This window comes from Vibrio sp. 99K-1, from assembly GCF_013114585.1.
GTDB lineage: Bacteria > Pseudomonadota > Gammaproteobacteria > Enterobacterales > Vibrionaceae > Vibrio > Vibrio chagasii_B.
The window spans coordinates 202076-228313 of sequence record NZ_VTXF01000001.1 but is presented as its reverse complement, the minus strand read 5'-3'; the positions used below and the strand labels follow the sequence as shown (position 1 = coordinate 228313).

At 45.0% G+C, this 26238-nt stretch carries 20 protein-coding genes; 11 read left to right on the top strand and 9 right to left on the bottom strand.

The window, feature by feature from the left end; translation table 11 throughout:
• Positions 1-131: 131 nt before the first annotated feature.
• Both F0228_RS01005 and yghU read right to left on the bottom strand, forming a co-directional pair.
• The gene (locus F0228_RS01005; protein WP_171761700.1) at positions 132-1358 is read right to left on the bottom strand and encodes an NAD(P)/FAD-dependent oxidoreductase; all 1227 of its coding nucleotides are present in this window, start codon (positions 1356-1358) and stop codon (positions 132-134) included.
• A 200-nt stretch (positions 1359-1558) separates the two neighbouring features.
• Complete coding sequence (gene yghU / locus F0228_RS01000) at positions 1559-2416, bottom strand: glutathione-dependent disulfide-bond oxidoreductase (protein ID WP_171761699.1); 858 nt, start codon at positions 2414-2416, stop codon at positions 1559-1561.
• 274 nt (positions 2417-2690) lie between these two features.
• Here yghU and F0228_RS00995 point away from each other — a divergent pair, with 274 nt between their 5' ends.
• Complete coding sequence (locus tag F0228_RS00995; RefSeq protein ID WP_004740276.1) at positions 2691-3035, top strand: YajD family HNH nuclease; 345 nt, start codon at positions 2691-2693, stop codon at positions 3033-3035.
• Between the two features lie 137 nt (positions 3036-3172).
• Here F0228_RS00995 and F0228_RS00990 read toward each other — a convergent pair whose 3' ends face one another.
• Positions 3173-3553: a hypothetical protein gene (locus tag F0228_RS00990; RefSeq protein WP_061031149.1), complete on the bottom strand. Its 381-nt coding sequence runs from the start codon at positions 3551-3553 to the stop codon at positions 3173-3175.
• 596 nt (positions 3554-4149) lie between these two features.
• Here F0228_RS00990 and F0228_RS00985 point away from each other — a divergent pair.
• The 3 genes from F0228_RS00985 to F0228_RS00975 all read left to right on the top strand — a co-directional run bounded on the left by F0228_RS00985 (position 4150) and on the right by F0228_RS00975 (position 9605).
• A complete protein-coding gene (locus F0228_RS00985) occupies positions 4150-5385 on the top strand; it encodes an OFA family MFS transporter (RefSeq protein WP_004740278.1) in 1236 nt (411 codons plus the stop codon).
• Between the two features lie 56 nt (positions 5386-5441).
• Positions 5442-7106, top strand: a complete 1665-nt coding sequence (locus F0228_RS00980; RefSeq protein WP_171761698.1) for a VRR-NUC domain-containing protein — start codon at positions 5442-5444, stop codon at positions 7104-7106.
• 144 nt (positions 7107-7250) lie between these two features.
• Complete coding sequence (locus tag F0228_RS00975) at positions 7251-9605, top strand: fatty acid cis/trans isomerase (RefSeq protein WP_061031152.1); 2355 nt, start codon at positions 7251-7253, stop codon at positions 9603-9605.
• Positions 9606-9732: 127 nt separating this feature from the next.
• Here the strand turns inward: F0228_RS00975 and torS are convergent, their stop codons facing one another.
• Positions 9733-12747: a TMAO reductase system sensor histidine kinase/response regulator TorS gene (torS, locus tag F0228_RS00970; protein ID WP_105058042.1), complete on the bottom strand. Its 3015-nt coding sequence runs from the start codon at positions 12745-12747 to the stop codon at positions 9733-9735.
• Positions 12748-12839: 92 nt separating this feature from the next.
• On the opposite strand from torS, the gene torT reads away from it, so the two are divergent.
• Positions 12840-13868: a TMAO reductase system periplasmic protein TorT gene (torT, locus tag F0228_RS00965; protein WP_061031154.1), complete on the top strand. Its 1029-nt coding sequence runs from the start codon at positions 12840-12842 to the stop codon at positions 13866-13868.
• A gap of 62 nt (positions 13869-13930) precedes the next feature.
• Positions 13931-14386: a methylglyoxal synthase gene (locus F0228_RS00960; protein ID WP_008218843.1), complete on the top strand. Its 456-nt coding sequence runs from the start codon at positions 13931-13933 to the stop codon at positions 14384-14386.
• 92 nt (positions 14387-14478) lie between these two features.
• Here the strand turns inward: F0228_RS00960 and F0228_RS00955 are convergent, their stop codons facing one another.
• Both F0228_RS00955 and helD read right to left on the bottom strand, forming a co-directional pair.
• The gene (locus F0228_RS00955) at positions 14479-14829 is read right to left on the bottom strand and encodes a VOC family protein (RefSeq protein ID WP_171761697.1); all 351 of its coding nucleotides are present in this window, start codon (positions 14827-14829) and stop codon (positions 14479-14481) included.
• Between the two features lie 84 nt (positions 14830-14913).
• Complete coding sequence (gene helD / locus F0228_RS00950) at positions 14914-16989, bottom strand: DNA helicase IV (RefSeq protein ID WP_116870828.1); 2076 nt, start codon at positions 16987-16989, stop codon at positions 14914-14916.
• 177 nt (positions 16990-17166) lie between these two features.
• On the opposite strand from helD, the gene yccS reads away from it, so the two are divergent.
• The 5 genes from yccS to F0228_RS00925 all read left to right on the top strand — a co-directional run bounded on the left by yccS (position 17167) and on the right by F0228_RS00925 (position 22785).
• Complete coding sequence (gene yccS, locus F0228_RS00945; protein WP_171761696.1) at positions 17167-19350, top strand: YccS family putative transporter; 2184 nt, start codon at positions 17167-17169, stop codon at positions 19348-19350.
• A 332-nt stretch (positions 19351-19682) separates the two neighbouring features.
• Positions 19683-19868 (top strand): hypothetical protein, encoded by a 186-nt coding sequence (locus F0228_RS00940; RefSeq protein ID WP_061031158.1) that lies wholly within the window; start codon positions 19683-19685, stop codon positions 19866-19868.
• A 121-nt stretch (positions 19869-19989) separates the two neighbouring features.
• Positions 19990-20328 (top strand): hypothetical protein, encoded by a 339-nt coding sequence (locus F0228_RS00935; protein WP_171761695.1) that lies wholly within the window; start codon positions 19990-19992, stop codon positions 20326-20328.
• A gap of 208 nt (positions 20329-20536) precedes the next feature.
• Complete coding sequence (locus F0228_RS00930) at positions 20537-21799, top strand: hydroxymethylglutaryl-CoA reductase (protein WP_061031341.1); 1263 nt, start codon at positions 20537-20539, stop codon at positions 21797-21799.
• Between the two features lie 74 nt (positions 21800-21873).
• Positions 21874-22785 carry a LysR family transcriptional regulator gene (locus F0228_RS00925; RefSeq protein ID WP_116870830.1) on the top strand — a complete coding sequence of 304 codons (912 nt, stop codon included), beginning with the start codon at positions 21874-21876 and terminating at the stop codon, positions 22783-22785.
• A gap of 27 nt (positions 22786-22812) precedes the next feature.
• Here the strand turns inward: F0228_RS00925 and F0228_RS00920 are convergent, their stop codons facing one another.
• The 3 genes from F0228_RS00920 to F0228_RS00910 all read right to left on the bottom strand — a co-directional run bounded on the left by F0228_RS00920 (position 22813) and on the right by F0228_RS00910 (position 26201).
• Positions 22813-23727 carry a YjjW family glycine radical enzyme activase gene (locus F0228_RS00920; protein WP_116870831.1) on the bottom strand — a complete coding sequence of 305 codons (915 nt, stop codon included), beginning with the start codon at positions 23725-23727 and terminating at the stop codon, positions 22813-22815.
• 24 nt (positions 23728-23751) lie between these two features.
• Positions 23752-25308, bottom strand: coding sequence for a YjjI family glycine radical enzyme (locus F0228_RS00915; protein WP_171761694.1), 1557 nt, complete (start codon positions 25306-25308; stop codon positions 23752-23754).
• A 311-nt stretch (positions 25309-25619) separates the two neighbouring features.
• Positions 25620-26201 carry a methyltransferase gene (locus tag F0228_RS00910; protein ID WP_171761799.1) on the bottom strand — a complete coding sequence of 194 codons (582 nt, stop codon included), beginning with the start codon at positions 26199-26201 and terminating at the stop codon, positions 25620-25622.
• Between the last annotated feature and the right edge of the window lie 37 nt (positions 26202-26238).

Genomic DNA, 26238 nt, shown 5'->3' with positions numbered 1-26238 from the left:
CAGCACTCACGCTTTCACGCCGTATCTCAGTTGTAAGCTGTCTTTTGCACAAAAGAAAAGCGCCATACATAACCTTATGCATGGCGCTCATTGAAGTAGCAACTTGAGGGTAAGCCTCAAACCGACCTACGTTAGATCTTTTTACTGTATGGGTTTAGTGCACATTTCAGTCTCTTTAATACGACCAATGCGGTCACACGCCCCCAACTAAACAACACTCTTTGATGTAAACGGAAAATAGTGTCGTAAAGGTTTCGCACAAATCGACCACGCAAAAGTACTCTGTCATTCATCAGCGCGCCGACCGCATAGTCATGACCAACCGCTACCAACATGCCTCCATCATGGAAAACAAAGGGTTGTAATGCCTTACCTTTCGCTAAACGCTTGAACTGCTGAGCCAAGTGAGCCGCGGCTTGATTAGCAGCTTGAGCTCTTGGTGGAACAAAAGAACCATCCGGTTGTGGACATTCTGCACTGTCGCCAATCACAAAGATATCGTTGTCATTGGTTGTTCTTAGTGTCTGATCTACAACTAGTTGATTGATTCGATTTGTCTCTAAACCATCTAATTCACTTAGCCAATCTGCACATTTAATACCAGCAGCCCATACTTGCAGATCTGCTGAAATAATCTCATCTTCTGAAGTGACTAATTTCGCCTCTTCAGCTCTTTGAATGCGAGTCCCAGTTCTAACGTTAATGCCTTGTTTTACCAAAGCTTCATGAACTCGTTTCGACATGCATTCAGGCCCAGCAGGCAACACGCGATCAGCCGCTTCGATCAAAGTGATCTCAAGACTGCCTTCCTGACGATAGCGCTGTAGCTTGGCACTCACTTTTGCTAGCTCCGCCGCCAGTTCAACGCCTGTGGCACCTGCGCCGACAATTGAAATTTTACGCTGACTGCTTGCTCTCAGTAGAGGGTTGATCTCCTGCCAAGCTTTTTGGGCTTGCAATGCTGAATCAAGGAATAGACAGTGTTCACTCACACCTTCTGTTTTAAAGTCATTGCTGATGGCGCCGACTGCGATAACAAGATAGTCGTATTCTAGCTCTTGCGTCGTGCCGCTAAAATGATTCAGTTTGATGACTTTACTAGCACGCTCTAAGCCGCTCATTGAAGCTTGAACATAGGTGTAGCCATTACAAGATGCATGTTGGAAGTAGCTGACAGCGTCGAGTTCTTCGTCGAATGTTCCCGCTGCAATTTCGTGTAAGCGCGGTTTCCAGTAGTGGTGTGACGATGGCTCGACAAGTGTCACATCATAACGTTTATCACGACCTAAACGCGTAACCAACTCCAGGCCAGCAGCGCCGCCACCAACCACAACAATCTTTTCTTTCTGTTTCAACATTCGCTTACCCACCGTACCTAAAGGCAAAATCTTTCTGATGGAGCGCATTATATTTATAACAAAATTAATGATAATCCCAATTTAAATAAAATCACCTTTACTAATTTGTAATAATAAAACTCAAATTGATTCATTGCCGGATCAAAAAAGCGCCACATTCAAAAAGAATTTGTGACGCTTCTGTCTACCTTAAATAAAAACTAAGGCTTTAGTTTCAGTACCTTATCAATATCTTCAGCCGAGTGGCGCTCTGGTACTTGTTCCCACTCTTCACCCCATGAACGGTTAATAATACGACCACGTTGGAAGCCTTCACGCGCTTCTAGTAACTTCGCCCAGCGAACGACATTGGTGTAAGAGTCAACCTGCAAGAACTCAGCAGCATCATAAAGGTTACCGAGTACTAGGTTGCCATACCAAGGCCAAATCGCCATATCAGCGATAGTCAGCTCTTCTCCAGCAACAAAGGTACTATTTGCTAGCTGCTTATCCAGTACGTCTAGTTGACGCTTAGCTTCCATCGCGAAACGGTTAATTGGGTACTCTTGCTTTTCATCTGCGTAAGCGTAGAAGTGACCAAAGCCACCACCTAGGAATGGGGCTGAGCCTTGTGCCCAGAATAGCCAGTTAAACGTTTGAGAACGAGCAGCGCCCTCTTTCGGTAAGAAGTGACCAAACTTTTCAGCCAGATGAACAAGAATGGAAGCCGATTCGAAAACGTTCACGTCTTCATTGCCAGATTTATCGACCAAAGCAGGAATTTTCGAGTTAGGGTTTACGCCAACAAAACCAGAAGAGAATTGATCCGACTCGCCAATATTGATCAAGTACGCATCATATTCAGCTTCTTTCACGCCCGCGGCTAATAGCTCTTCAAGCATGATCGTCACTTTTTGGCCATTCGGTGTGCCAAGAGAATACAATTGCAGAGCATGTTCACCAACAGCCAGATCCTTGTCGAATCGAGCACCAGATTCAGGGCTATTGATATTTGCCCACTTGTTACCACCGGCAGTATCGTTAACCCATACTTTTGGTGGTGTGTATTGTTGTGACATGATATTTCCTTATTAGTATAGGGTCTTACCAACAGATATTAGGTCACATTTACTCGGTTAAAACCCCTCAATACGTTTTCTTTTCAAACTGTTAAGCATGCCTTATTCCAGAAAGACATATCCAACACACAGCCCCCTTTGTCTAAGCATTCACAAACCAGCCCAGCGCAAAATTGATGTTGGTTAAAACAAAGTACCATTTAATGACAACATCCCTAGAGCTTCAATAAAGCTGTGATAATATCGACTCATTACAACAAATAGGAATTTGGCAATGTCTTCAGATTACAATGGCTCAAGCGCGGCATACGCTCGCCAAGAGCAAGGTTACCGTGAGAAAGCACTCAAACTTTACCCTTGGGTTTGTGGTAAGTGTGCACGTGAGTTTGTTTATTCAAACCTTCGTGAACTTACCGTTCACCACGTCGACCATGACCACACGAATAACCCTGAAGACGGCAGCAACTGGGAACTATTGTGCCTTTACTGTCACGATCATGAACATTCTAAATACACAGACCACGAACGCTACGGTGTCGATGCCACAGCACGTTTAGACGACCACCAAACGGCGACACATAACCCGTTTGCTGATCTAGCGAAAATGATGAAAAAGTAAAACGCTCTTCATTCCTGGCTCGATAACAAGAAACCCCAGTATGTCGCCATACTGGGGTTTCTTTTATCTGAGGCTATATAGATTCTCGCAGGATCAAAAAAGCCTTCCGAAGAAGGCTTTTGAAAATCTGTTTTTAATTATGCTGCAGCTTGCTTGCGAGATTCTTCAATCTGTTTCTCACGTTTCTTTAGTGTCAGCTTATCGCGGTAAGAGAACCACACGTAAGACACAACCACTAAGAAGAATAGGTAAGACAATGAGAAGATGAATGGTGACTGGATAATATCGTTAGAGATACCCCAAGACACACCTACCACTGTTACCGCGATTTTTGCAAAGAAACCGCACATTAGCAGCACTAGTGCTAGTTGTGGGAAACGTGTGCTGCGGAATGCAAGCCAGTAGCAACTACCCACTGCAAGTGCTGCAATGTAGAAACCGAATAAGAAAGAATGAATATGATCAGCGGCTGCTACACCACCAGTAATCGACATCAGTAGAATTAAAAATAGTTTCATAACACTTGCCTCTTAGTAGACTAGAAACGCATCCTTTCAAATTTGAAATCTCAGTTTGCATGCTATTTTCCCACTTTTTACGGACAAAACAAGCCCAAAAAACGAACAAATTGTAACCAACAAGAAACACAACACCCCACATTAACAATCAATTAACATTCGTAAATTCAACAAACTAAGTCCCCTCTGGGGTTGTGGCGATTAATGTCCAATTTGATTTATTTTGTTACACAAAATTAACCACAGAAATAATTTAAAATTAATTGCAATGATGTGATGACAGCACGGTTTGTAGGGGCACTAGCAGGAAGAGATTGGGTAAAAGCATGAATACTGGAGCCTAAACCAGCAAAGTGTACAAAAAAGAAAGGTGTTAACAACAACTGCAACACGCATAAAAAACAGTTCTTTAACAACTCAAGTTTAATTTTGATAAAAATGGAAAAAGAGATTCCAATCACATTTTTATTGGTTATAATCCGCGCTCTTTTGCGCTATCTGTTGATAAACGCAAACTAATTTTGAAGAAACAATCACAATAACCCGTCTTTAGTCCTGTGGCTCTCACTAGACCAAAGACAAAACTGAGAATAAAAATGAGCAAGATTGATAAAGCTACACGTATCCTGCTAGCAGGCTTCTGTATCAACCTTTGTCTTGGCATCCTGTATGCTTGGAGTGTATTTAACAAAGCCCTACAAGGTGAAGGCTGGTCTGCAGCTGAAGCATCAGCACCATACGCGACTGCAACAATCACATTCTCTATCTGTCTTCTTGTTGCTGGTATCCTACAAGACCGCATGGGTCCACGTAAGATCCTAATTCTTGGTACAGCTCTTACTGGCCTTGGCATGATCGCATCTGGTTTTGCGACTTCTCCACTAATGCTAAACATCACATTCGGTGTGATGGCAGGCGCTGGTATCGGCTTCGGTTACGCATGTCTTTCTCCTTCTGCAATGAAGTGGTTCCACCCTTCTAAGAAAGGTATGGTTAACGGTCTTATCGCAGCAGGCTTCGGTCTAGCGGCAATTTACCTTGCTCCAGTTACTGCTGCTCTTATCGAGAGCATGGGCATCCAAACAAGCTTCAAGATTCTTGGTGTTGGTGTACTAGCAATCGCTGTACCTCTAGCAGCAACAATCAACAACCCACCAGCGGGTTACTCTCCAGCTGAACCAAAAGTAAAAGCTGGCCAAGCTCCAAAAGCTGTTAAGAAGAGCGAAGACTTATCTTGGAAAGTAATGCTGAAGACTCCTCAGTTCTACTCTCTATGGATCATGTACGCATTCGCAGCTTCTGTTGGTCTAATGATCATCGGTAACATCACAAGTATCGCAAGCGCACAAGCAAACCTACCGAACGCGGTTTACCTTGCTTCTATCCTTGCTGTATTTAACTCAGGCGGCCGTGTTGCTGCTGGTATGCTTGCTGACAAAATCGGTGGCGTTCGTACTCTTCTACTTGCGTTCATTCTGCAAGGTGCAAACATGGCGCTATTCGCTACGTTTAACACTGAGTTCACGCTAATCATCGGTACTGCAGTAGCAGCGGTTGGTTACGGTACTCTACTAGCAGTATTCCCAACGCTTACAGCTGAGTTCTACGGCCTGAAAAACTACGGTACTAACTACGGCGTGCTTTACACGGCATGGGGTATCGGTGGTGCAATCGGTACAGCGGTTGTTGGTTACTCGATGACTAACGGCGACAGCTACGGCCTTGCTTACACTATCTCTGCAGCAATGATGGCAGTATGTATTGTTCTAGCAATCATCACTAAGCCAATGTCTGAAGCGAAAGCGGCTGAGCTAAAAGCATCTCAAGCTTAATCTGATAAAAGATTGAATTTGAAAAGAAAGAGCTTAACCTTAGGGTTAGGCTCTTTTTGTATCAAGCGACGTATCAAGTGACATTAGAATCCACTCCTCAACTACACCCAACTTACTATCTCGACAACTTCAATCGACTGATTGAACACGCTCAAACGTACTACCCTGACCTTCTGAGCGCCGATGAAACTCGTTGGCTACAAGGTTACAAGCGCCTTTCTACACCTAGCCAGTGTTTAATGGTTCGTTTGCTGTCTCGTAAGGGGTGCTGGTTTCGCAGTGATAAACTCGACTACGTTGAAATACCCAACCTTCCCGATGCGCTGCAAGAGCTGAGCACATCCGGCTTTATCGCACTGAGTAATCCTAAAGCTACACACAACCTTGTCATCACAGAGCATGAGTTAGGCTTACACTTGCTCACCAAGCCTGAGCTATTAAACCTATTTCCTCCCCTCAAAAGCAGTAAGTCGGCTAAAAAGGACGTGCTATTGGGGCTGCTGACTCAACAACCTTTTGATAATTATCAAGCCTTAACATTTGACTGTATCCATGTTATTGAAGCCGAAGTTATCGATGTATTACTGCTACTCTTTTTTGCCAATACATACCAAGATCTCAGTCAGTTCGTTTTAAGCGATCTTGGCCTCAACACTTTTGAAAACTACCCATTGAGCAAGCAGCGTCGCTTCTTCAACTCCAGAGAGCAGCTCAACCAACTGCTCTCAATGCGCGATGTTCAGCGCCAATATTATGAAGGTGACCGTAAGGACAGCGATGTTCTTGAGCACCTTTTGCAATCCTTACCGTGTGAATCAGAACATCGCACCATCGCGAGAAAACGAGCACGCCTGATCAATGACATTGCTCGTGATCTAGAAAGACTCAATCAGAACGAAAAAGCCGTCCATTGGTTTAAAAAATCATCACTTCCACCGAGCAGAGAGCGGCTTGCTCGCATCTACGACAAGCAAGATGAGCTAAACCTAATGAGTGACACCGTCACGGAGATGCAAACAAATCCATCCGATGTATCAGAACTGGAAGTCGCCGTTAAGCTTGAGCAGCGATTGCTACGCAAGCAGGGGCAAAAGGTTCCACGCGCATCAAAGCCGATTTGCGAACAAATTAGGTTGGAATTAGACCTAAGCCAAACCAGAGTTGAACTTGCCGTTAAGCAACATTTTGAAACTCAAGGTTGGGACGTCTACTTTTCAGAGAACAGCTTTCTGTGTGGGTTATTCGGCTTAGCGTTTTGGGATGTGATTTTCTCAGATGTGGAGGGGGCGTTTATCAACCGCTACCAACATAGACCGCTGGATCTCTATCATTCCGACTTTCAACAAAAGCGTGAATTGCAAATCAATGCCGTATTCCAAACCATCTCGAACCAAGGTATTGAACACTTGCTCGATGTCTATGATGAAAAGCTTGGCATTGCTAATCCGTTTGTTCATTGGAATCACTTCCCTAAAGCACTCATCGAACATAGCATCCACTCAGTACCACGAGCCTTGCTGATCGATCTCTTCAAAGTCATATTGAGTGACCTAAAACTGTTTAGAACCGGAATGCCTGACCTGATCGCATTTAAAGATGACCAATTTCACTGGATAGAAGTCAAAGGCCCTGGAGACAAATTACAAGACAACCAATGGCGTTGGATAAAGGAATTTGAGCGACTCTCAGTCCCCTTTTCTGTTTGTTACGTTAACCAGTAGGTCTGAATACTGAGCTCTATGCCCGCAGCCAAGCCTTGCGAATCGCTCAATCCTATAGAGATCTTGTCTACAAAATTGTCAGAACATGAGCATTTTCAATCGTTTTCGATATAATTAGAAAAAATGCCAAATATCTAAGTACGTATGAATTTGAAAAAACTCTTCATTTTGTCTCTTGTCAGCGTGTTCTCAGGTTGTGCCGTGTACGCGGGTCTAAACTTCGATGAGCTGTTTGGCGAACAACAAGTTCGTGATCGCCAAACTCCTATCCTTTCAGCTCAATCGCAACACTTTCTCAACGAAGTTAAACCGATCATTGATAACCGATGTGTGGTTTGTCACGCCTGCTATGATGCTCCTTGCCAACTAAAAATGTCTTCTGTGGAGGGTATCGACCGAGGTGCAAGTAAAGCACTGGTTTATCAAGGTACGCGTTTAACGGCATCGGCTCCTACTCGCTTGTTTGAAGATGCGTTGACCACACAAGAGTGGCGCGACGCTGATTTCCACCCTGTTCTCAACGAACGTATGCAGAACTCGACCGCTAACTTAGATGCTGGGCTTGTCTCTCGTATGTTGATTCAGAAAGAGAATCATCCACTTCCGGAGCAAACGCAGCTAGAAGGCTTCGACTTTTCCATCGATCGTGACCAGCAGTGTCCGACTATCGAAGAGTACGCTCAATATGAGAGAGATTACCCTACGTGGGGTATGCCTTATGGGATGCCTAACTTAGACAAGACAGAATACGCGACTCTGATGAGCTGGCTAGAAAATGGCGCTTTGATGAACGAACATATTCCGCTAAGTGAAGCTGAGCAAGAGCTGGTTAATACTTACGAAAAGTTCCTCAACAAAAGTTCAAGAAAGAGCCAGCTTTCAGCACGTTACATCTATGAGCACTTGTTCTTATCACACGTTTATTTTTCTGAGTTAGGACAGCCGACACGTTTCTTCTCGATCGTTCGTTCTGCTACACCTCCTGGCGAACCAGTTAAGCGCATCACCACTCGTCGTCCTTATGACGATCCAAAAGTACCACGCGTGTACTACCGTCTTATCCCTGAGCAAGGCACAATTGTCGACAAGACACACATGCCTTTTGCCCTCAACGAAGAGCGCCTGCAAAGCTGGAACACTTGGTTTGTTGATGCCGATTACACTGTAGATAAGCTGCCAAGTTACGATATTGATGTTGCCGCGAACCCAATGACCTCGTTTGAAGCTTTGCCGGTAAACTCTCGCTTTAAGTTCATGCTCGACAACGCTCAGAACACCATCATGGCTTACATCAAAGGCCCAGTATGTCGTGGTCAGTTAGCATTGAACGTGATTAACGACCGATTCTGGGTATTCTTTATCGACCCAGACAAAGCCGATCTTCCAGAGATCAACGCCTTCTATGCAAGCCAACGTGACAATCTTAAGCTTCCAAGTGAACTTGAAAGTAACACGGTTCCTGCAACTAACTGGGTTAGATATTCAAAACAGCAAGCACGTTACCTAGAAGGGAAATCAGATTTTGCTAATAAGTGGTTTAAGAATGGCGAGAACTTAACGACAGACGTTATCTGGGATGGCAATGGGACCAACCCGAACGCTGCCCTTACTGTTTTCCGCCACTTTGACAGTGCATCAGTTGTGCAAGGCTTAGTAGGCCCTCAACCAAAAACCGCGTGGATTCTGGATTACGCACTTTTAGAGAGAATTCATTACCTACTTGTAGCTGGCTTCGATGTTTACGGAAACTTCGGCCACCAGCTCATAACGCGTATGTTTATGGATTTCTTACGTCTTGAAGGTGAAAGTAACTTCTTAACACTACTACCAAAGGATGTACGCCACCTTGAGCACTCAAGCTGGTACCAAAATCAAAGCGTCCAGTTGAGCGACTTCTTGCAACGTAATATCGCACCTTTTGATCAGCCAACTAGCGTGGTGTACAAAACGGCCGATCCAAAACGTGAGTTGCTCGATAAGCTTAAAGATAAGTTGAACCCAATACTTAATGACCGTTATGAGATCGTTGATACTGGCTTTAGCCGTAAAAATGAAGCACTGCTTAAACAGGTAAGCTTGGTTAAAGGTGAAGGCTTACGCCATGTCCCTCAACTCGTGATGATCATGATTGAAGGCGAAAACGGTGAAGAGCAGCTGTTCACCATGATTCACAACAACGCTCACAGCAACATTTCTAGCCTGTTTAACGAAGAAGGTAACAGAGATTACGCTAATGACGACTTAACGCTCGTCCGAGGTATTGTAGGCAGCTATCCAGCCGCTTACCTATCACTGACAGAGAAGGAAATTCCAACTCTAGTGAAGTCTCTACAAAACTTACAGACTGAAGAAGATTACGTGGCGCTGCTTGATAAGTTTGCCATCCGACGCAGCTCTAGTGAGTTCTGGCCATTCAGTGACCGTGTACATCGTTGGTACCAGCAAGACCAACCAATTGAGTTCGGCCTGTTGGACTACAACCGTTTCGAAAATCGTTAGTCCTCAGATGCCGCTTTAAAAACAAAAATCCTCTGTCTTGGCAGAGGATTTTTTGTTTCTGGCTGCGCGGTTAGACAGAGCTCAGCTTAGCCTAAGAAGCTCATTATGTGGCAGAGAACATTCTATATCAGACATGTTGTTGCAACGCCGCTAGAGAGTCTTTAACTAGCTCTGTTAATTCTTCAGAGCTGTTCTTGTATTGCGTTAATGGCTCACTGCTTATCTCAATGTTCTTACACAATTCAAACAAGGCTAATAGTCCTAAGCTGCCAGCCGACCCTTTGAGCTTATGAGCGAGCGATTTCACCTCACGGGCGTTCTCCGCATCATTGGCGTCAGCCATTTCTTTTAACGTTTCAAGGCTGCTTTGTTCAAAGAGCCCGACAATCTGCTTCATCTTGTCCAAACCAAGAATAGACAAGTCGCCTTCTATTACTTTGCTATCAATTATCAGTTTGCTATCAGAAGTGGTCACAGGGCTTTCCTCTTGGTCTGGCTGTTTAACTTTGCTTTCGACTACTAGGTCGCTCTCATTACGCTTTTCACAAAAACCATCTTGGTTTCTTTGGCAGGTCGAATCATTAGGATCAGGCTGTGGCAATAGCAAGGTCTTGCCATCTAGTTGAGTCACAATCAGCCTTGCAAGCGCTTCTTTCTCAAGAGGTTTTGGTAAGAAGCCATCAAAGCCAGACGCCAAATAACTTTCTACTTCTTCATTAAACACATGAGCCGATACCGCCACCATAGGAAGCGCATACTGTGTCGTGCTCTCAGGTAAACAGTCTAAAGCAGATGCTTGAACCTCGATCTCTTTCAGTTGCTGAATAAGCTCAACGCCATCGCAGTCCGGGAGGTTGATATCAACAAGTGCAATATCAAAGACCTGTTCACTGTATATCTGACGAGCTTCTTGTCCGGTTGTGGCAATCACGACCTCATGCCCTAGGTTGTTTAGGAAGCCTTCGGCAACAATGCAGTTCACTGGGTTGTCTTCAATCAACAGCACTTTAGCGCGGATACAGGTTTCAACCATTGCAGCTTTAGTTTCGATTTTTTCACCAGCTTGAAGCGGTAAAGAGAACCAAAACTGACTGCCTTCCCCCTCTTCTGAATGAACGCCAATATCACCATTCATTGCCAACATGATGCGTTTACTGATCGCCAGACCTAGCCCAGTGCCACCCGTTGTGTTTCGACCACTGTTGGTTTGGCTAAACGCATCAAACAAGCACTTTTGTTCGCTTTCATGTATCCCAACGCCCGTATCGGACACTTCAAACATGACGCGGTTTTCATCTTCGAGATCTAAGCTGATGAAGATGTCGACATCACCTTTATCGGTAAACTTAATTGCGTTACCAACCAGGTTATTCAATATCTGGCTAATACGGGTGACATCACCACGCCAGTAGCGCTGTACATCGCTCTCAATATGGTAGCTAAAGCCAAGCTTCTTCTCGGCTGCGCGCCCTTCCATCAATTGATAGGTATCTTGAACCATTTGATGCAAGTCAAAAGACGCAATCCTTATCTCAAGGTGCCCAGCTTCAATTTTAGAGTAGTCCAATACATCGTTGAGAATGGCTAATAAGTTCTTACCGCTGCGGTTAATGATGTCAGCATAGCCCGATTGCAGAGAGTTCAGCCCGGTATCTTTTAGCAAACGGGCCGTACCCAATACCCCATTCATAGGTGTTCTGATTTCATGGCTCATCGTCGCCAAGAAAGCTGACTTAGCACGGCTCGCTTGCTCGGCGGCACTTCGCGCTTTGGCGTGATTCGTCACCTCGACGTTCAGCTTTTCGTTGGTTTGTTGAAGCTGGTAAGTTCGCTCTGTGATCAGCTCTTCAAGGTGCTCTTTGTGTTCTTCTAGCTCTCGTTTCGCTTTAGCCTCACCCACAGCCACCACTTGTAGCGCCTGCGCAGTGTTTCTTGCTGTGATGATCGCCTCACCCATGTGGGCAAGCTCATCGTTACCTTTTACCGAGATATCGATATTGAGACGCCCTTGAGCAATAGACATCAAGGCAGCAGAGTATTCAGCAAGGCGTTTCACGACCGACACATACACCACTCGCCACACAATAAACGCCACTATCACCAAACCAATAATAGAGATCACCGACAGCGACCATTGCGCGAGGCTTAACGTAGAAGTCAGTTCATCTACCGCCTTTTTTGTGCTCAAGTTGGAGTCGTCGATCAGTTGGTTTACCGTGGTGTTCAGCTCTGAGAATAGCTTTAATGTGTTCTGCATCAATAGCTCAGACTTCTTGGTGTTCTCATACTGTTCCAAAGAGATATCAAACACCACTTGGCGCTTTTGTAATTCATGGAGTAGCTGAGACATTTGCTCTGAACGTGTTGGATCCTCTACCGCTTTCACGCGGCGCACCATGATCCTATGATTCGCTTCAAACTCGGTCTGGATTTGGTGGATACGCTCAACATTGGTTACCGTTTGAGTTTCCTCAATTTGGTTAAGCATTTTAAACGCAAGAAGGTGTAATTCGTGAAGACGCTCTGATAGGTCAAGGTCTACTTCCACCAGCGCATCCAAGGCTTGGTAAGCTTTATCGGTTTCTTTAGTTTCTAGCAGGTCATAGATATGGGTAACGTTAGCAACGGCTATGGTTGCGGTATTCAGCACTTGAGTTCGAGTCAGCTGTTCTAGCTCTTCAGCCAATAAGCGCATCTCTTCAACGCGCGACGTCAGCTCTTTGGTTAGCCAGAGTTTACGTTCTACTGAAACGCCCAGTTCAGCTAGCGTGTTGATAACGCTCTGCACGTTATTTTCAAGTTTATGCAGCAGCTCTGAGTCGAAACTATCGACACCCAGGTCTTTGATGTGTTGCAACAAAGACTCGAGCTGATCAAACAGCAGTGTGCCAGCTTCTTTTCGCTCAGCTTCATTTCTCGCATTAGAAAGAGTTTGCACAGACGAAATGATACGATTACTCAACTCAGAAACCTGACGAGCTTCAATCATCGCTGGTAGCGCTGAATCAACAACGTTTCTCTCTGTTTTTGCAACAAAGCTAAACCCAGATACCCCGATCAATGCTGACAAAAGAACGAGCATCGCCATCACTAAAAATGAGGCCAGCAACTTGCGTCCAATACTTGCTGAAGCTAACAACATAAAACCTAAACCTTAAAACGTTCTTCTTTACCCCTGCAGAATACGCTATATTTTGCAGTGTTTCTTATCTAAAACCAATAAAACGGCAATTCATGCGCACTAAATCCTTCGCGTCAAAACTTCTTTTATCTTTATTTGCGTTAGCCGCCTCTTCCGCTAGCGCTGATGAGCTATTAAGCCCTATCAAACCGGCAACTGCGACGTCACAAAAAGAGAAGATTTGCGCCATCTACCCACACCTCAAGGATTCCTATTGGTTATCTGTGAATTACGGCATGATTTCCGAAGCCGAAAAATTGCAGGTTGAGCTACGAGTGCTAGAAGCTGGAGGCTACCCAAATATCGGCAAGCAAGCCTCGCAACTCGTGCTTTGTACTCAATGGGGTGCCGATGCCATTATTTTAGGCACAGTATCACCAGACGCCTATCACGATAACCTCACCGACTGGGTTGGATCGACACCAGTGTTTGCGACCGTGAATGAGTTAACACTAAGCAAGGAGCAGCAAAAAGTCTTGAAAGGCACGGTTGGTGTTGATTGGTATAAGATGGGCTTTCAAGTAGGTGAATACCTTGCCAAGCTTCATCCTAAAGGTTCAGGCGAAACACCCATTGCACTCTTGCTTGGCCCTCAAGCGAGTGGCGGCACCAAACCTGTGGCGTTAGGATTCTATGACGCGATTAAAGATAGCGATGTAAAAATCGATGTGAGCTATTGGGCTGACAACGACAAAGAGCTACAACGCAATCTTGTACAACAAGTAATAGAACAAGCTCACGTAAAATACATTGTCGGCAGTGCCGTCGCGGTTGAGGCTGCAATCAGCGAGCTAAGAGCGGCGGACAAAACCGATGAGATTGGGCTGATTTCTAGCTACCTAAGTCACGGGACTTACCGAGGTTTGCTGCGAAACAAGGTACTTTTTGCACCAACAGACAAAATGGTGGAACAGGGTCGCTTGTCGGTAAAACAAGCGGTGAGCTATCTACGAGACCAACCTTACGAGATGCACAGTGCACCAAAAATTGAAGCTCTGACCCCTGCAACACTCAAAGATCAAATTATTGCCGATTCATTGTCACCTTCTGAGTTTCGGCCGGTATTCAGTGTGAATCCATAGTGTTATATTGAACCAAGCACTCAATAACTATAAAAATACGAACAATAATTTAGGGAACATTCATGCAAAAAACAACGCGTACTATGCCAACGCATAAACATATCGCTCTAGTCGCTCATGACCACTTCAAACCTGAGCTTCTAAGATGGGTAAAAGAGAATAAAGAGAAGCTACAAAGCCACTTCCTTTATGCGACGGGTACAACGGGTTCTCTGCTAAGCAAAGAGACAGGTTTAGCAATCAAGAGCATGATCAGTGGCCCAATGGGTGGCGACCAACAACTTGGCGCTCTAATTTCAGAAGGCAAGATCGACATGCTGATCTTCTTCTGGGATCCACTCAATGCCGTACCGCACGACCCTGATGTAAAAGCACTACTGCGTATCGCGAGTGTTTGGAACATTCCTGTAGCAACCAACCGCGCTACTGCGAACTTCCTTTTCAACTCTTCACTACTTGAAGAAGAAGTTGTTATCGAGATTCCAGATTACGAAGCGTATCTGGCTGAGCGTACCTAATTCTCGTTAAGACAGATGAGTACGTCACAGACAAAAAAGCCTGCTTAATCGCAGGCTTTCTTTTTATCTAAATATAGAGTTATGAAAAAAGGCTATTTGTCACTCCACACCGCCATTTCGTTGCCACTTGGCTCACGAAAATGAAAGCGTCGACCACCTGGGAAACTGAATATTTCACGATTGATCTCTCCCCCCGCGTCAAGCACGTCACGTTCGGTCTGTTCGAGATCTTCACTGTAGAAAACCATTAATGCCCCGCCCTTTTCTGCATCAGAAGACAAATCACCCAAGTAGAAACCGCCCATTAACCCTTTACCTTCAAAAGCGGAATACTCAGGACCATAGTCCTCAAAGCGCCAACCAAACGCTTGGCTGAAAAACGCCTTGGTCGCTGCAATATCTTTCGCGGCAAATTCGATATAGTTGATTGATCCATGTTCCATATGCATGTCCTTCTGCTTTATGTCTGCAAATAAAATACAGGCGAATGCGACTTAAACCCCTACCTAAACACCCTAGCTAGACGACTACTTTTTACGGACTACAGGGTAGTCGGAGCCGTGTAGCTCTTGTACGAAGCCAGAACCATCGCCACTGTGCGTGATCCACACTTTCTCTTTAGCACGTGTCATCGCTACGTAGAACAAGCGACGTTCTTCCGCGTATGGGAACACGTCTGACGATTCAGTCAATGCACCATCAATATGCAGTTGCTTCTTCTTCGCTGGGAATTGTCCTTCATCCACGCAAAGGATAATAACGAAGTCTGCTTCTTTACCCTTACTGGCGTGACAAGTCATGAAATTGATATCAATGGAGGTGAAAATCTTCTTCCAGTCTTCCAATAATTCTGGCTTGTGATAGTGGTTACGACCAAGCAATAACACCGACTTGTTAGTTTTGCCTTTAGATTGACGGTTAAGTTGATCAAGAATCTTCTCAACTTCTTTACTTGGCGCACTGTATACCGCCTTTTGCTTCTGTTGCTTGAAGCTGTTCAGCTCTTTCGGCAACTGAATTGGGTTTTCCTGCACAAAGCGATTCGCTACTGCGCCCAACTGATTGTTGAAACGATACGTGGTATCGAGGTGATGAATTGTCGAGCTCGCGAAACGATCTTTAAAACCTGTAGTTAAATCAACGTCTGCACCCGCAAATTGGTAGATGGATTGCCAGTCATCACCCACGGCAAAAATAGACGCTTGGTGCTCCGCTTTAGACTGGTTACACAGCGCCTCTACCAAGGCAAGGCGATCGGGTGAGATATCTTGATATTCGTCGATCATGATGAACTTCCAAGGCGAAATAAACTTACCTTTTTCGACGTACTGAGTTGCACGGCTGATCATGGTAGAGAAATCAATATGGTTCTCTTCTTTCAGTGCCTTTTGCCACGCCGTAACACATGGCCAGCAAAGTGATAGTTCACTGTTAAGACGTGTGTAATCGCGGTGGTCAATAAGCTGCTGCTGTACTTCTTTCTTGGTTAAGCCTGATGCGTTCAGCTGTTCTAGTTGCTTTTCAAGCCAGCCAATCAGTTTAAGGTTTGAAACGTGGCTGCCTAGCTCGTCATCACCCGTCAGGTAAGCAATCGGCCATTTAGATAAGTGTTTTTGCCAACGTTTGAAGTTGGTAGGCGTCATCCAGTGCTTCTTCAACCAATCAATACACCATGCTTGGCGCTGGTTATCATCAAGTGCTAACGGAGAAATCACCACACGTTCGGTTTCAACCTCATTCAAGATCTTCAAACCCAACTGGTGGAAGGTATTCACTTGAACCTTCTCAGCGGACAACCCAATTTTACTGTCGAGGCGCTGCTTCATCTCTTCGGCCGCTTCACGACCAAAGGCAAGCAATAAAAGCTCTTCGGCTTGCGCTTGGTGACTTTGCAATAAATAAGCGACACGTGCTGTCAGAACACTGGTTTTCCCTGAGCCCGCACCTGCAAGAATCAGATTGTGGTCATCGTTCATCAAAACCGCATATTGCTGTGACAGGTTCAACGGAGATGACTCACACTGAGCAAACAACACTTCCCAGTTTTTTCTCTCGGTCTCAAGCCATTGCTGGTTTCTTTCCGCTTGTTTAACCTCGGTGTCTGACAACCACCGCTGCATTCTTGCGATGCGATTTGGCATACGCTGCGCAGCTTCGTCCAAAGTCATCGTCATACTCTCTAGGCCAGAGTTAACCTTCTCAACCCAAGTGTTGACTTTAGAATGAGGAAGAAAGGCTGGAAGTTGCTCTAAGCGTAATAACTCAGCTTCCCATTGAGGTACGTGTTCGGCCAGCTGCTCACACTGTGTGTCGTGCCATTTCTGGTATGCCGCCACAGATGCACGTGCAAACTGACGACACTGGTCCCAAGGTAGACCTTGAACTAACCAACTGCGCTGCTTTCCGTCTTGTTGGTTAGCAAAAAACTGTAACGATCCCCAAAACAATCCGCGTTTGATCGCGATCTTGCCACTCCAAATAGTAAACGGGATACGTTCCTCACTGCCCACTGACGACAACAGCAGACGTGAACCATCGAGTTCAACCTGATGGTATTCATTTTGAATAAAAAATTGTGCAGTCTTGTTAGCGCTTAGCTGCATTGGAGTGTGCTCTTAATTGGGAATATTGAATTTATATCATGATGCAATGAGAATTAATAATATCTCATATCTTATCGACGCTTTCATGACCACCTATGGACAATTATGGATAAGTATCAAATTCTTGTGCTTGATTTCTGTTAGGATTATGGTTTTTAGTGCGTCAAGCGAGTGACTGTGGACTTTTCAGCCAAATTACGCCTCTATTGGGCGAATAAAACCATAAATTACAGCGTATTAATTCTCATCACTCTGCTCGGAGTAGTCGTACCTGCTTGGTATTATGGACAGAACACACTCATCACCCCGTTGATTTTAGGTGTTATCGCTGCGGCATTGGCCGAAAGTGATGACAGCTTTACCGGTCGCTTAAAAGCCCTGACCCTAACCTTTATCTGTTTTGCAATCGCTGCCTTTTCTATTGAACTTCTTTTCGACACGCCGTGGTTGTTCGCTTTAGGTTTATTTGCATCAACATTCTCATTCATCATGCTGGGTGCAATCGGGCCTAAATACGCCAGTATCGCCTTTGGTTCTCTGCTAGTGGCCATATACACCATGCTCGGCGCCCATGAGAGCATCAACTTATGGTTTCAACCTTTATTACTCTTAACGGGCGCGGCTTGGTACTACTTCATGTCGATGATTTGGCAAATCGTGTGGCCGATGCAACCTGTACAGCAGAACCTTGCTACGGTGTTTGACCAAATTGGCACCTACATGGAATCTAAGGCTGAGCTTTTCTACCCTGTTTCTGACCTTATTCCTCAACCACACCGCATTATTGAAGCCAAATTGAATGCGAGTACCGTGAATGCGCTCAACATGTGTAAAGCAACGCTACTTAACCGTTCTAAGCGTGGGCACATTGATGGCCCTAGTGACCGCTTCTTAAATACTTATTTCATCGCGCAAGACATTCACGAGCGTGTGAGTTCGACCCACTATCGTTATCAAGAGCTTGCTAAACACTTTGAACGCTCTGATGTGCTATTCCGCTTCAAATACCTACTGGAAGCGCAGGCAACGGCATGTAAAGAGGTGGCGAGCTCACTCAAGGTCGGCACCGAGTATCAACATGGTGATAAGTCAGTGTTAGCGCTGGATGAATTAATGTCTTCACTCAACCACCTACATCAACAAAATAAGCCTGAATGGAAGCCGTTGTTGAACCAACTGGATTATCTGTTCAATAACCTAGCGACCGTTGAGAAGCAGCTATCAAACATCAGTAACCCAGATGCGGAAAAGCTAGAGGAAGATGTATTAGACGACACCAACCCACATACGCTCTCGGCAATGTGGCAAAAGATCAAAGCCAACCTTCATACTGACTCTATGCTCTTTCGCCATGCTATTCGTATGGCAATCACACTGACACTTGGCTACGGAATCATCCAAGGATTTGAGATCGAACGCGGTTATTGGATCTTGTTAACGACATTGTTTGTTTGCCAACCAAACTATAGTGCTACCCGCCAAAAGCTGACTGCGCGTGTTATTGGTACCGTTGCTGGCCTGTTGATCGGTGTGCCACTGTTGACCTTCTTCCCTTCTCAAGAAAGCCAGTTGGTATTCATTGTGATCAGTGGTGTGATGTTCTTTGCGTTCCGTATTAATAACTACGGCTTCGCGACAGGCTTCATCACCCTATTGGTACTGTTCTGCTTTAACCAACTTGGTGAAGGCTACGCTGTGGTTCTGCCAAGGCTTGCAGATACCTTCATTGGCTGTGCTTTGGCGGTATTGGCAGTGGTTTATGTGTTACCCGATTGGCAATCAAAGCGACTACACAAGGTAATGGCTGACGCGCTGGACGCCAACAAAAACTATCTAGCGCAAATCATCGGTCAGTACCGAGTCGGCAAAAAAGACACGCTGAATTACCGTATCGCTCGTCGCAGTGCGCACAATAACGATGCGAACCTAACCGTAGCGATCAGCAGTATGTTAGTCGAACCTGGGAAATATCGTACTTCTGAAGATGAGAGTTTCCGTTTCCTAACGCTCAACCACGCCCTATTAAGCTACATTTCGGCGTTAGGAGCCCATAGAACCCGTATCGACGACGAAGCAACACACAAGCTAGTATTAGACTCTCACCGTGTGATACATGAGCACCTCGACGCACTTAATGATCAGCTCTATTCGCACTGCGAGCAATGTGAGGTTAAAAATACTTACGATCCGGATTTGGACAAGCGTTTAAGTGAATGGCGAGAAGAAGATGAGAGTTCTGTCAGGATGGTCCTACAGCAGCTGCATTTGATCTATCGAATGCTTCCAGAACTGCATACGCTAGCGACCAAATTTGCGGTTAAGGTAAAGATTGATAAACCACTCGATAAAGAAGATTCTTGAAAAGCAAACAAAATACTGTAAAAACAAAAAGATAGCATAAATCGCTCACCTTTTGATCACTTGTTACAGTAATACTTCTCTTCACAAATACCTATAACTGGGTAGAGTAACTCCTTGCCTACCCTTACTACAAAAGGGCTAGGACGATTTTTACATTGTAAGAATTTTCTGACCTTGATTGACCAAGCCATAACTTTGCTTAACATTCCTCGGACAAAAAACGACCACAGAAACCTATAGTTGTCTTAGTTCTAGGAAACGACAAATTTATTTTAATATTCACTTAATCTTGTTTGATTTCCGGTAACAGTAGTCTATGCTCATTAGAGCATATGGAATTGCAGCAAGGTCACATTATGAATACACAACAATTTGAAGCATTTAAACAGCAGATCCAGCTTCTTAACCCGGAGCAACTAAAAGCGTTGCAGGGTGAGATTGACGGTAATCTGGAAACAGAGAAAGAAACTCTGCTTACCGACGAAGAGCTAAATGCACTTAACGATCTGTTCAGTTAATAGACAGATATCACTATTTTAGCTTAAGTTCACCGTTTCACCGTAGATTTCCCCTTCTCAACATTGCGCTTAAAATATCGTCCACCTAGACTCTTCCTATACGTCAATTAAAGGTCCTGCTATGTCGATATCTGGTATTCAATCTGGTTACGCCATTATTCAGCAGTCTGCCAACATGGCTGAAGAAGCGGCGATCGAGCTCAAACAAGCGTCTGAGCACCCCCCAGTCTCTAAAGATACTTTTGAATCTGATGATGTTTTCAAAGACAGTGATTTCAGCTTTAATCAAGTTGAACCCGAACAGTCCCTTTCATTCAAAGACAAAGAGTCAGAACCCTCTTCTTCATCAAACGATGCACTGATCAAATTAACCCAAAGTGCTAGCTATAACCGAGTCGGTGCTAGTGTAGTTGATCGCCAAAATGAAGCCATTGGTAGCCTACTCGATATCCATATCTAGGCCGTGCTGATCTGTTGAACTGATCTATAATCGAATTTAACGTCCGGTTCCTGTAGTCTGAATCCCTTTGGTTCAAGCACTTTTAATACTTTTTGACGTAATAAGCACACAAACTGTAACTCATTATATCTGGCGCTTGTTTCTGGTTTATTACTCGGTAGAATCAGCGCAAACCATTTTGCTGCACAAACTTTACTTCATACTATTTATGCCAAAACTAAATCTGCATCGCCGTGACTATGTTTCTATTTTAGGGGGCGATATCTCCGCAGACGAATTAGAAAATAAACTCCAACCTCATTTTGAAAAGCCAGCAAACAAGCTGACACCTAGCCCTTACCTGACAGAAAAGAATGTGACACGTCGTTGGACTGCTCTCGATAATCAAGAATCACAAAAAGAGCTACTCGACCCTCATACCGAAAGTCAGATGCAAGCCTATGAAAAAAACATCGAGCACTTCGTTGGCACTGTTAAGGTACCTGTAGGTATCTCTGGCCCATTGCGCGTCAACGGCTTGTTTGCCCAAGGTGATTACCTAGTTCCACTGGCAACAACCGAAGCAGCACTTGTCGCGTCTTACAACCGTGGTTCTAAACTCATTAGTGCCTGTGGCGGCGCGAGTGCGATGTTGCTCAATGAAGGTGTTACGCGCACCCCAGGGTTTGCCTTTCAAGGCTTAGTGGAAGCCGGGCAATTTGTGGCATGGGCCGTGACCCAATATGAAAAGTTTAAAACCTTAGCAGAATCGACCACTTCTCACGGCAAACTGACCGACATCAATATCAACATTGAAGGCAACCATGTTTACTTGGTGTTTGAGTTTCTAACGGGAGACGCATCTGGTCAGAATATGGTGACCATCGCGACCAACGCGGTATTTGAGTACATCATCGAACACACACCAGTTAAGCCTGACCATGCCTTCCTTGATGGTAACTTGTCGGGTGATAAGAAAGCCAATACCCAAACCTTGCGCAGCGTGCGCGGCAAAAAGGTAACCGCTGAAGTTAATATCCCAGCAGAACTTGTTGCTAAGTATCTACATACCACGCCAGAGAAGATGGTTCAGTTTGGTCAAATGACCACTGTGGGCGGCGCTCTGAGCGGCACTATCGGTATCAATGCCCATTACGCTAATGCACTGGCTGCACTTTATATTGCTTGCGGACAAGACGCAGCGTGTGTTGCAGAATCTGCCATAGGCATGACTCGCATGGAGTTGAACAAAGAAGGTGGCTTATACGCAAGCGTAACACTTCCTAACCTAATGGTGGGTACTGTTGGTGGTGGTACAAGCCTTCCAAGCCAAAAAGCGTGTCTTGATTTGCTAGGGCTGCACGGCAATGGTAAATCCCAAGCCTTAGCTGAGGTTTGTGCTGCATTGTGTTTAGCCGGTGAGCTTTCCATCGTTGGTGCATTTTGTGCAGGCCACTTTTCACGAGCTCACCATAAGTTAGCTCGTAAATAACCTTTATCAATTTGGCTTTTTCGGTTTTGGTGTAAATTCAAAGTCACAAGCCAATTTGAATTCGTGAGTCATACATGGATTACTTACACTTATCGAGAGTGAGCCTTAAGCACCTCACTGCTCTACATATAATGCTAAATACCCATAGCGTGACTCAAACCTCTGAGCAGCTCTGTGTTAGCCCATCAAGTGTGAGTAAGACCCTGTCTCAGCTTCGTGAGATCCTCAACGACGAGCTGTTCTACCGAGATGGCACTAAGCTCATCCCAACGCCCTTTGCTCTTCAAATCGCTCCAACGGTTCACGCGATTCTTTCCAGCATGAACGGATTGCTTCATCAGAAGAGCTTCGCTCCAGAGGAATACCAAGGCAGCTTTTCACTCTCGATGCGTGAGAGTACCTTTGAAGTATTCGCCTCTAAAATCAGCAGAATCACCACAGAGCTTGCTCCGAAAGCAAAACTTCATATCTATTCGAAACAGCAGCTTGGGTTCGATGCTTTGCTCAGCGGCAAGGTTAATTTGATCTTATTGCCTCACGATATTTCTCAACCTCCAACAGACAACAAAGAGCTGGTGTGGGAAACGATCCTGCCGGATGAGATGGTTTGCTTGATGGGTGCTCATCACCCGCTCGCACAGCAAGAGCTGACGGTAGAGGGTTACCTAAACTACAAGCACATTGGCATCTTAGATAATGAACTGTCACAGCCTTACTTTGAGCAGAGTTTGGTGCAACGTCATAAGCCGAGAGAGATGGCTATTTCGGTCGCTGATTTTGGGGCAGCAGCTGTGCTTTGTCACCATACCCCCTTCCTGTTCACTTGTTCGAAACAGTGGGCTGAACATGCCAAGCAAGCGCATGGATTAGTGAGTAAGCCACTCCCCTTCGATTACGGAAAAGTGGCGTACAGCTTAGTGTGGAACAAGCCAAACATGAATGATCAGGCGATCAAATGGCTGTGTGACCTGTTTTTAGAAGCCTAGCTCTTTGGTCATTGATAACCGAGAATATTAAGTGTACACCTCTGGCGTTTGCATCGGTCTTTGCACAATCGTATAGAGCTGATCGTGGAAGCTTTGCATCTGTTGTTTTGTACACTTCGGCCACTCCAACGCCTCGCCAATCACGCCGTGATGTTGAAAAGCATTGAGTCGAATCCGAACGTCACTTGGCAATCCTTTTAAGTAATACCCAACTTGGTTTATCTCTTCCTCAAGGTCACTCTTACCCGGAATATGCAAAAGCCTCACTTCGTGTAACTTACCTTGTTCCGCTAGATAGTTGATGGTTTCAAACACACGATGATTCCCTCTTCCCACTAGCCAGTTATGGGTTTCTGATTGCCAAGATTTAAGATCAATCATCGCTCCATCAAGATAAGGCAGCACCTTGTCCCAGCCTTGTTTTGACAGCGAACCGTTACTATCGATAAAGCATGTGAGATGCGCTAGCTGCGGATCGCTTTTCATCGCTTCAAATAGGTCAATGATAAACGGCAGCTGCATGGTCGCTTCGCCGCCCGACACGGTAACACCACTCAGGAAGAACTGATTATGTCTCACAAGCTCTAGTACTTCTGAAACCGTCATCGTGGTAATTTTCGGACTCGATTTATGACCACAAACATCAATACACTGGTCGCAATTGGTGCAAGCCACCGGATCCCACATAACTTTGCCACCAATAGTACTCAAGGCACCACTTGGGCAGCCACTAACGCAATCTCCGCAATGATTACAGTGATTGATGGTATGAGGGTTATGACAGGTTATACAGTCGAAATTGCACCCCTGTAGAAACAGCACAAGCCGATTCCCCGGTCCATCAACACAAGAAAAGGTCAGCACACGGCTGACCTTCGCTTGTTTTTCTGTCTTATTGTTATTAACCCTAGCCATTTGAGTTGTTAGATCAGAAATTTTCATAGTTAATGTGATTCGAACACCAGGTTATTCGTACGTTGGCGACATCTCTAAGCTTGCCACGCGTGGTTTACGCTCTAAGATACCCGTATTTTTCGCCGCTTCAGCTCCTAAGAAAGTCGTGTTGGTGCGCGAACCCTCTTCGTCGTATTTAGCGATGTCAGACAACTTAATCATGTAACCTGTCACACGAACTAAGTCGTTTGATGCAACGTTAGCGGTAAACTCACGGTAACCCGCTTGGATTGCACCTTTACACAGGTTAAACATAGCTTCAGGGTTCGACTTCACTGTTTCGTCGATGGTTAAAATGTCGCTGATACCTGAGGTATAGAACTTGTGGTGACCCGCTGTCGCACGAACGTAAGAGACAGGATCTGGTTCGGTTCCATAAGGGATACGCACACCTGGTGTTACACCTTCATCTAAGCTGATACCACCTTGAGCATGCAATAGAGCCTTGCCTTCTAGAGCATATTTCACTTCAGAGCTATCAACGATCTCAGCCAGTTTTTCTGAAATGCGATGCCCAAGTTGGTTGGCTTGCTCGTCATGACCATAGCGCCCTGCTTTACCCTCTTTCTCCATCAAGATATTCACAGCTTCAGCCATACCGTAGATGCCGAACATTGGTGCGAAGCGGTCTTCTTCGATCAGACCCTCTTGGGTTAAGAAACCCTTGAAGAAATTAGATTCTTCATGCAAGAAGCGGCTGCGAGCGTTCATTAGCTCAACCATGATAGCGCTGTAGTGTGGTAACACTTGCTGTAGGAAATCGACACTGTCCTCAGACTTCAACGCTACTTGTTTTAGGTTCATACGTACTAACGTGTTTGAACCACCAGCCAAAGGAAGAGAGTTATAACAACTCACGATGCCAAAGCGCTTATCACCGTATGCCGCAGCGTGTGCTGGGTAGTTAGCGATGTGTGGCTTACTGCATTCACAAATATTGCTCGCAGCATGACGTAGCAAATCATCAGGTGTTACAGCAGGGTCATACATAAAAGTAAGGTTTGGCGCAATCTGCTTGAGTTCAGCATCAACTCGCAAAATAGTACGGCAGATAACGTTGTCTGTTGGCCCGATATTCACATGCATGAACGCATCTGGCAGTGTGCGGTCCAGCATGATCCAGAATAACTTAAGCTTCTGATAAACCTGCTCTTCTGTTAAGTCGCCAACGAAAGGCATTAATACATCATCCAATTGACCTAAGTAAACAGGAATAGATGTTACCGATGGAACGTGATGGTAAAGGATGGTAAGCATGTTCAATGCTTCATCGAAATTAGTTGCCGCGCTAAGCTCTAAGTACTTTGAGCCTTGATGTAAGTATTTAGAATAATCGGGAAGCACATAGCGCGGCTTAAATGGGGCGTGACCTTCAAACATGTCACATAACACGCCTTGCTGTAAGGCTTGCTCTACTTCACTACTTACCGGCATGTACGGTAGGCTCGCTTCAGCCTCTAAGGCAAGATAGCTCGACTTCTGTTTTGGTGACAGATTGGCATCTGAAATGATATTGCTAAAGCGTTGTTGCTGCTTGGAAAGTTGTGGAGAAGCAGATTGGTGGCTCATGATAAAACCCTTAAAATTGTTATGGGCTTATTTTATATCTGGCCATTTAGTTTCCACTAGTGAAATGTATGCAAGGATATATTTCCAAAATGGAAATAAGTAGTTTGTAATTGGGTGATTTTCGAGGGGCGGATTTATGCGTTTAAAACGTTAATAAGTGTCATAAATCTCAACAATTAAAAATAGAAAACCCACATAACTGGCACTAAGGCCGTTGATGTGGGTTCGGTTATTTATGTTTTACTTTGTTCGCAAAAACGTGTTTTGGATTTTAGTTCTCGCTAATCACTTAGCCATAAGCTTCAAATGAACTACTTACGTCCAACGCCCATCAGTACTTTTAGCTTGCCTTGTGGGGTATCAACAGAGAAAGGTACCGATACTTCAACAACAGAAAATCCAGCAGCACTCAATACGTTCTCTGAGCGCTCAGGGCTTACGCCGTAGTCATCGCTATCGTTTTCTAGACACCAGTCCCAGTGAACAAATGTGCCATCGTTTTCGAGTAGCGTATAAATTAGGCTAACTGTGTCTTGTAGGTTCGGGAGAAAGCCACAAACTGACGATGCTACCACTAGGTCAAACTGGTTTCTGAATGCTGGATGCTGCGCTGCTAGCCCGCGCGATAGAATATCAACAACCGGTTCAACGTTGGATAGCTCTTTCTTATCTAGCTCTTCAATCATCCCCTCAGACATGTCGAGTGCGATAATCTCTTTTGCTAAAGGAGATATTTTTTGGCTGAGTAGTCCTGTACCACAACCAAAATCAAGGACACGGGTTCCGTTTAAATCAACGAGCTGTGTTAACTGGTCAAATACGGACTGTGCGAATACTGCGGTCGCGGGATCTTTATCCCAATCAACGGCGTACTCGTCCCATTGTTTCGCCATCATGGCCTCCATCTTTACTTCTTGTAGGTTCGGAACC

Bases quoted from the DNA above. Each gene is read 5' to 3' on its own strand.
- F0228_RS00955 (WP_171761697.1), bottom strand. From the start codon at position 14,829: ATGGAACATGGATCAATCAACTATATCGAATTTGCCGCGAAAGATATT.
- F0228_RS00925 (WP_116870830.1), top strand. From the start codon at position 21,874: ATGGATTACTTACACTTATCGAGAGTGAGCCTTAAGCACCTCACTGCT.
- F0228_RS00990 (WP_061031149.1), bottom strand. From the start codon at position 3,553: ATGAAACTATTTTTAATTCTACTGATGTCGATTACTGGTGGTGTAGCA.
- torT (WP_061031154.1), top strand. From the start codon at position 12,840: ATGCGCACTAAATCCTTCGCGTCAAAACTTCTTTTATCTTTATTTGCG.
- F0228_RS00930 (WP_061031341.1), top strand. From the start codon at position 20,537: ATGCCAAAACTAAATCTGCATCGCCGTGACTATGTTTCTATTTTAGGG.
- F0228_RS00940 (WP_061031158.1), top strand. From the start codon at position 19,683: ATGGAATTGCAGCAAGGTCACATTATGAATACACAACAATTTGAAGCA.
- F0228_RS00935 (WP_171761695.1), top strand. From the start codon at position 19,990: ATGTCGATATCTGGTATTCAATCTGGTTACGCCATTATTCAGCAGTCT.
- torS (WP_105058042.1), bottom strand. From the start codon at position 12,747: ATGTTGTTAGCTTCAGCAAGTATTGGACGCAAGTTGCTGGCCTCATTT.
- F0228_RS00915 (WP_171761694.1), bottom strand. From the start codon at position 25,308: ATGAGCCACCAATCTGCTTCTCCACAACTTTCCAAGCAGCAACAACGC.
- helD (WP_116870828.1), bottom strand. From the start codon at position 16,989: ATGCAGCTAAGCGCTAACAAGACTGCACAATTTTTTATTCAAAATGAA.
- F0228_RS00960 (WP_008218843.1), top strand. From the start codon at position 13,931: ATGCAAAAAACAACGCGTACTATGCCAACGCATAAACATATCGCTCTA.
- F0228_RS00985 (WP_004740278.1), top strand. From the start codon at position 4,150: ATGAGCAAGATTGATAAAGCTACACGTATCCTGCTAGCAGGCTTCTGT.
- F0228_RS01005 (WP_171761700.1), bottom strand. From the start codon at position 1,358: ATGTTGAAACAGAAAGAAAAGATTGTTGTGGTTGGTGGCGGCGCTGCT.
- yghU (WP_171761699.1), bottom strand. From the start codon at position 2,416: ATGTCACAACAATACACACCACCAAAAGTATGGGTTAACGATACTGCC.
- F0228_RS00920 (WP_116870831.1), bottom strand. From the start codon at position 23,727: ATGAAAATTTCTGATCTAACAACTCAAATGGCTAGGGTTAATAACAAT.
- F0228_RS00995 (WP_004740276.1), top strand. From the start codon at position 2,691: ATGTCTTCAGATTACAATGGCTCAAGCGCGGCATACGCTCGCCAAGAG.
- F0228_RS00910 (WP_171761799.1), bottom strand. From the start codon at position 26,201: ATGGCGAAACAATGGGACGAGTACGCCGTTGATTGGGATAAAGATCCC.
- F0228_RS00975 (WP_061031152.1), top strand. From the start codon at position 7,251: ATGAATTTGAAAAAACTCTTCATTTTGTCTCTTGTCAGCGTGTTCTCA.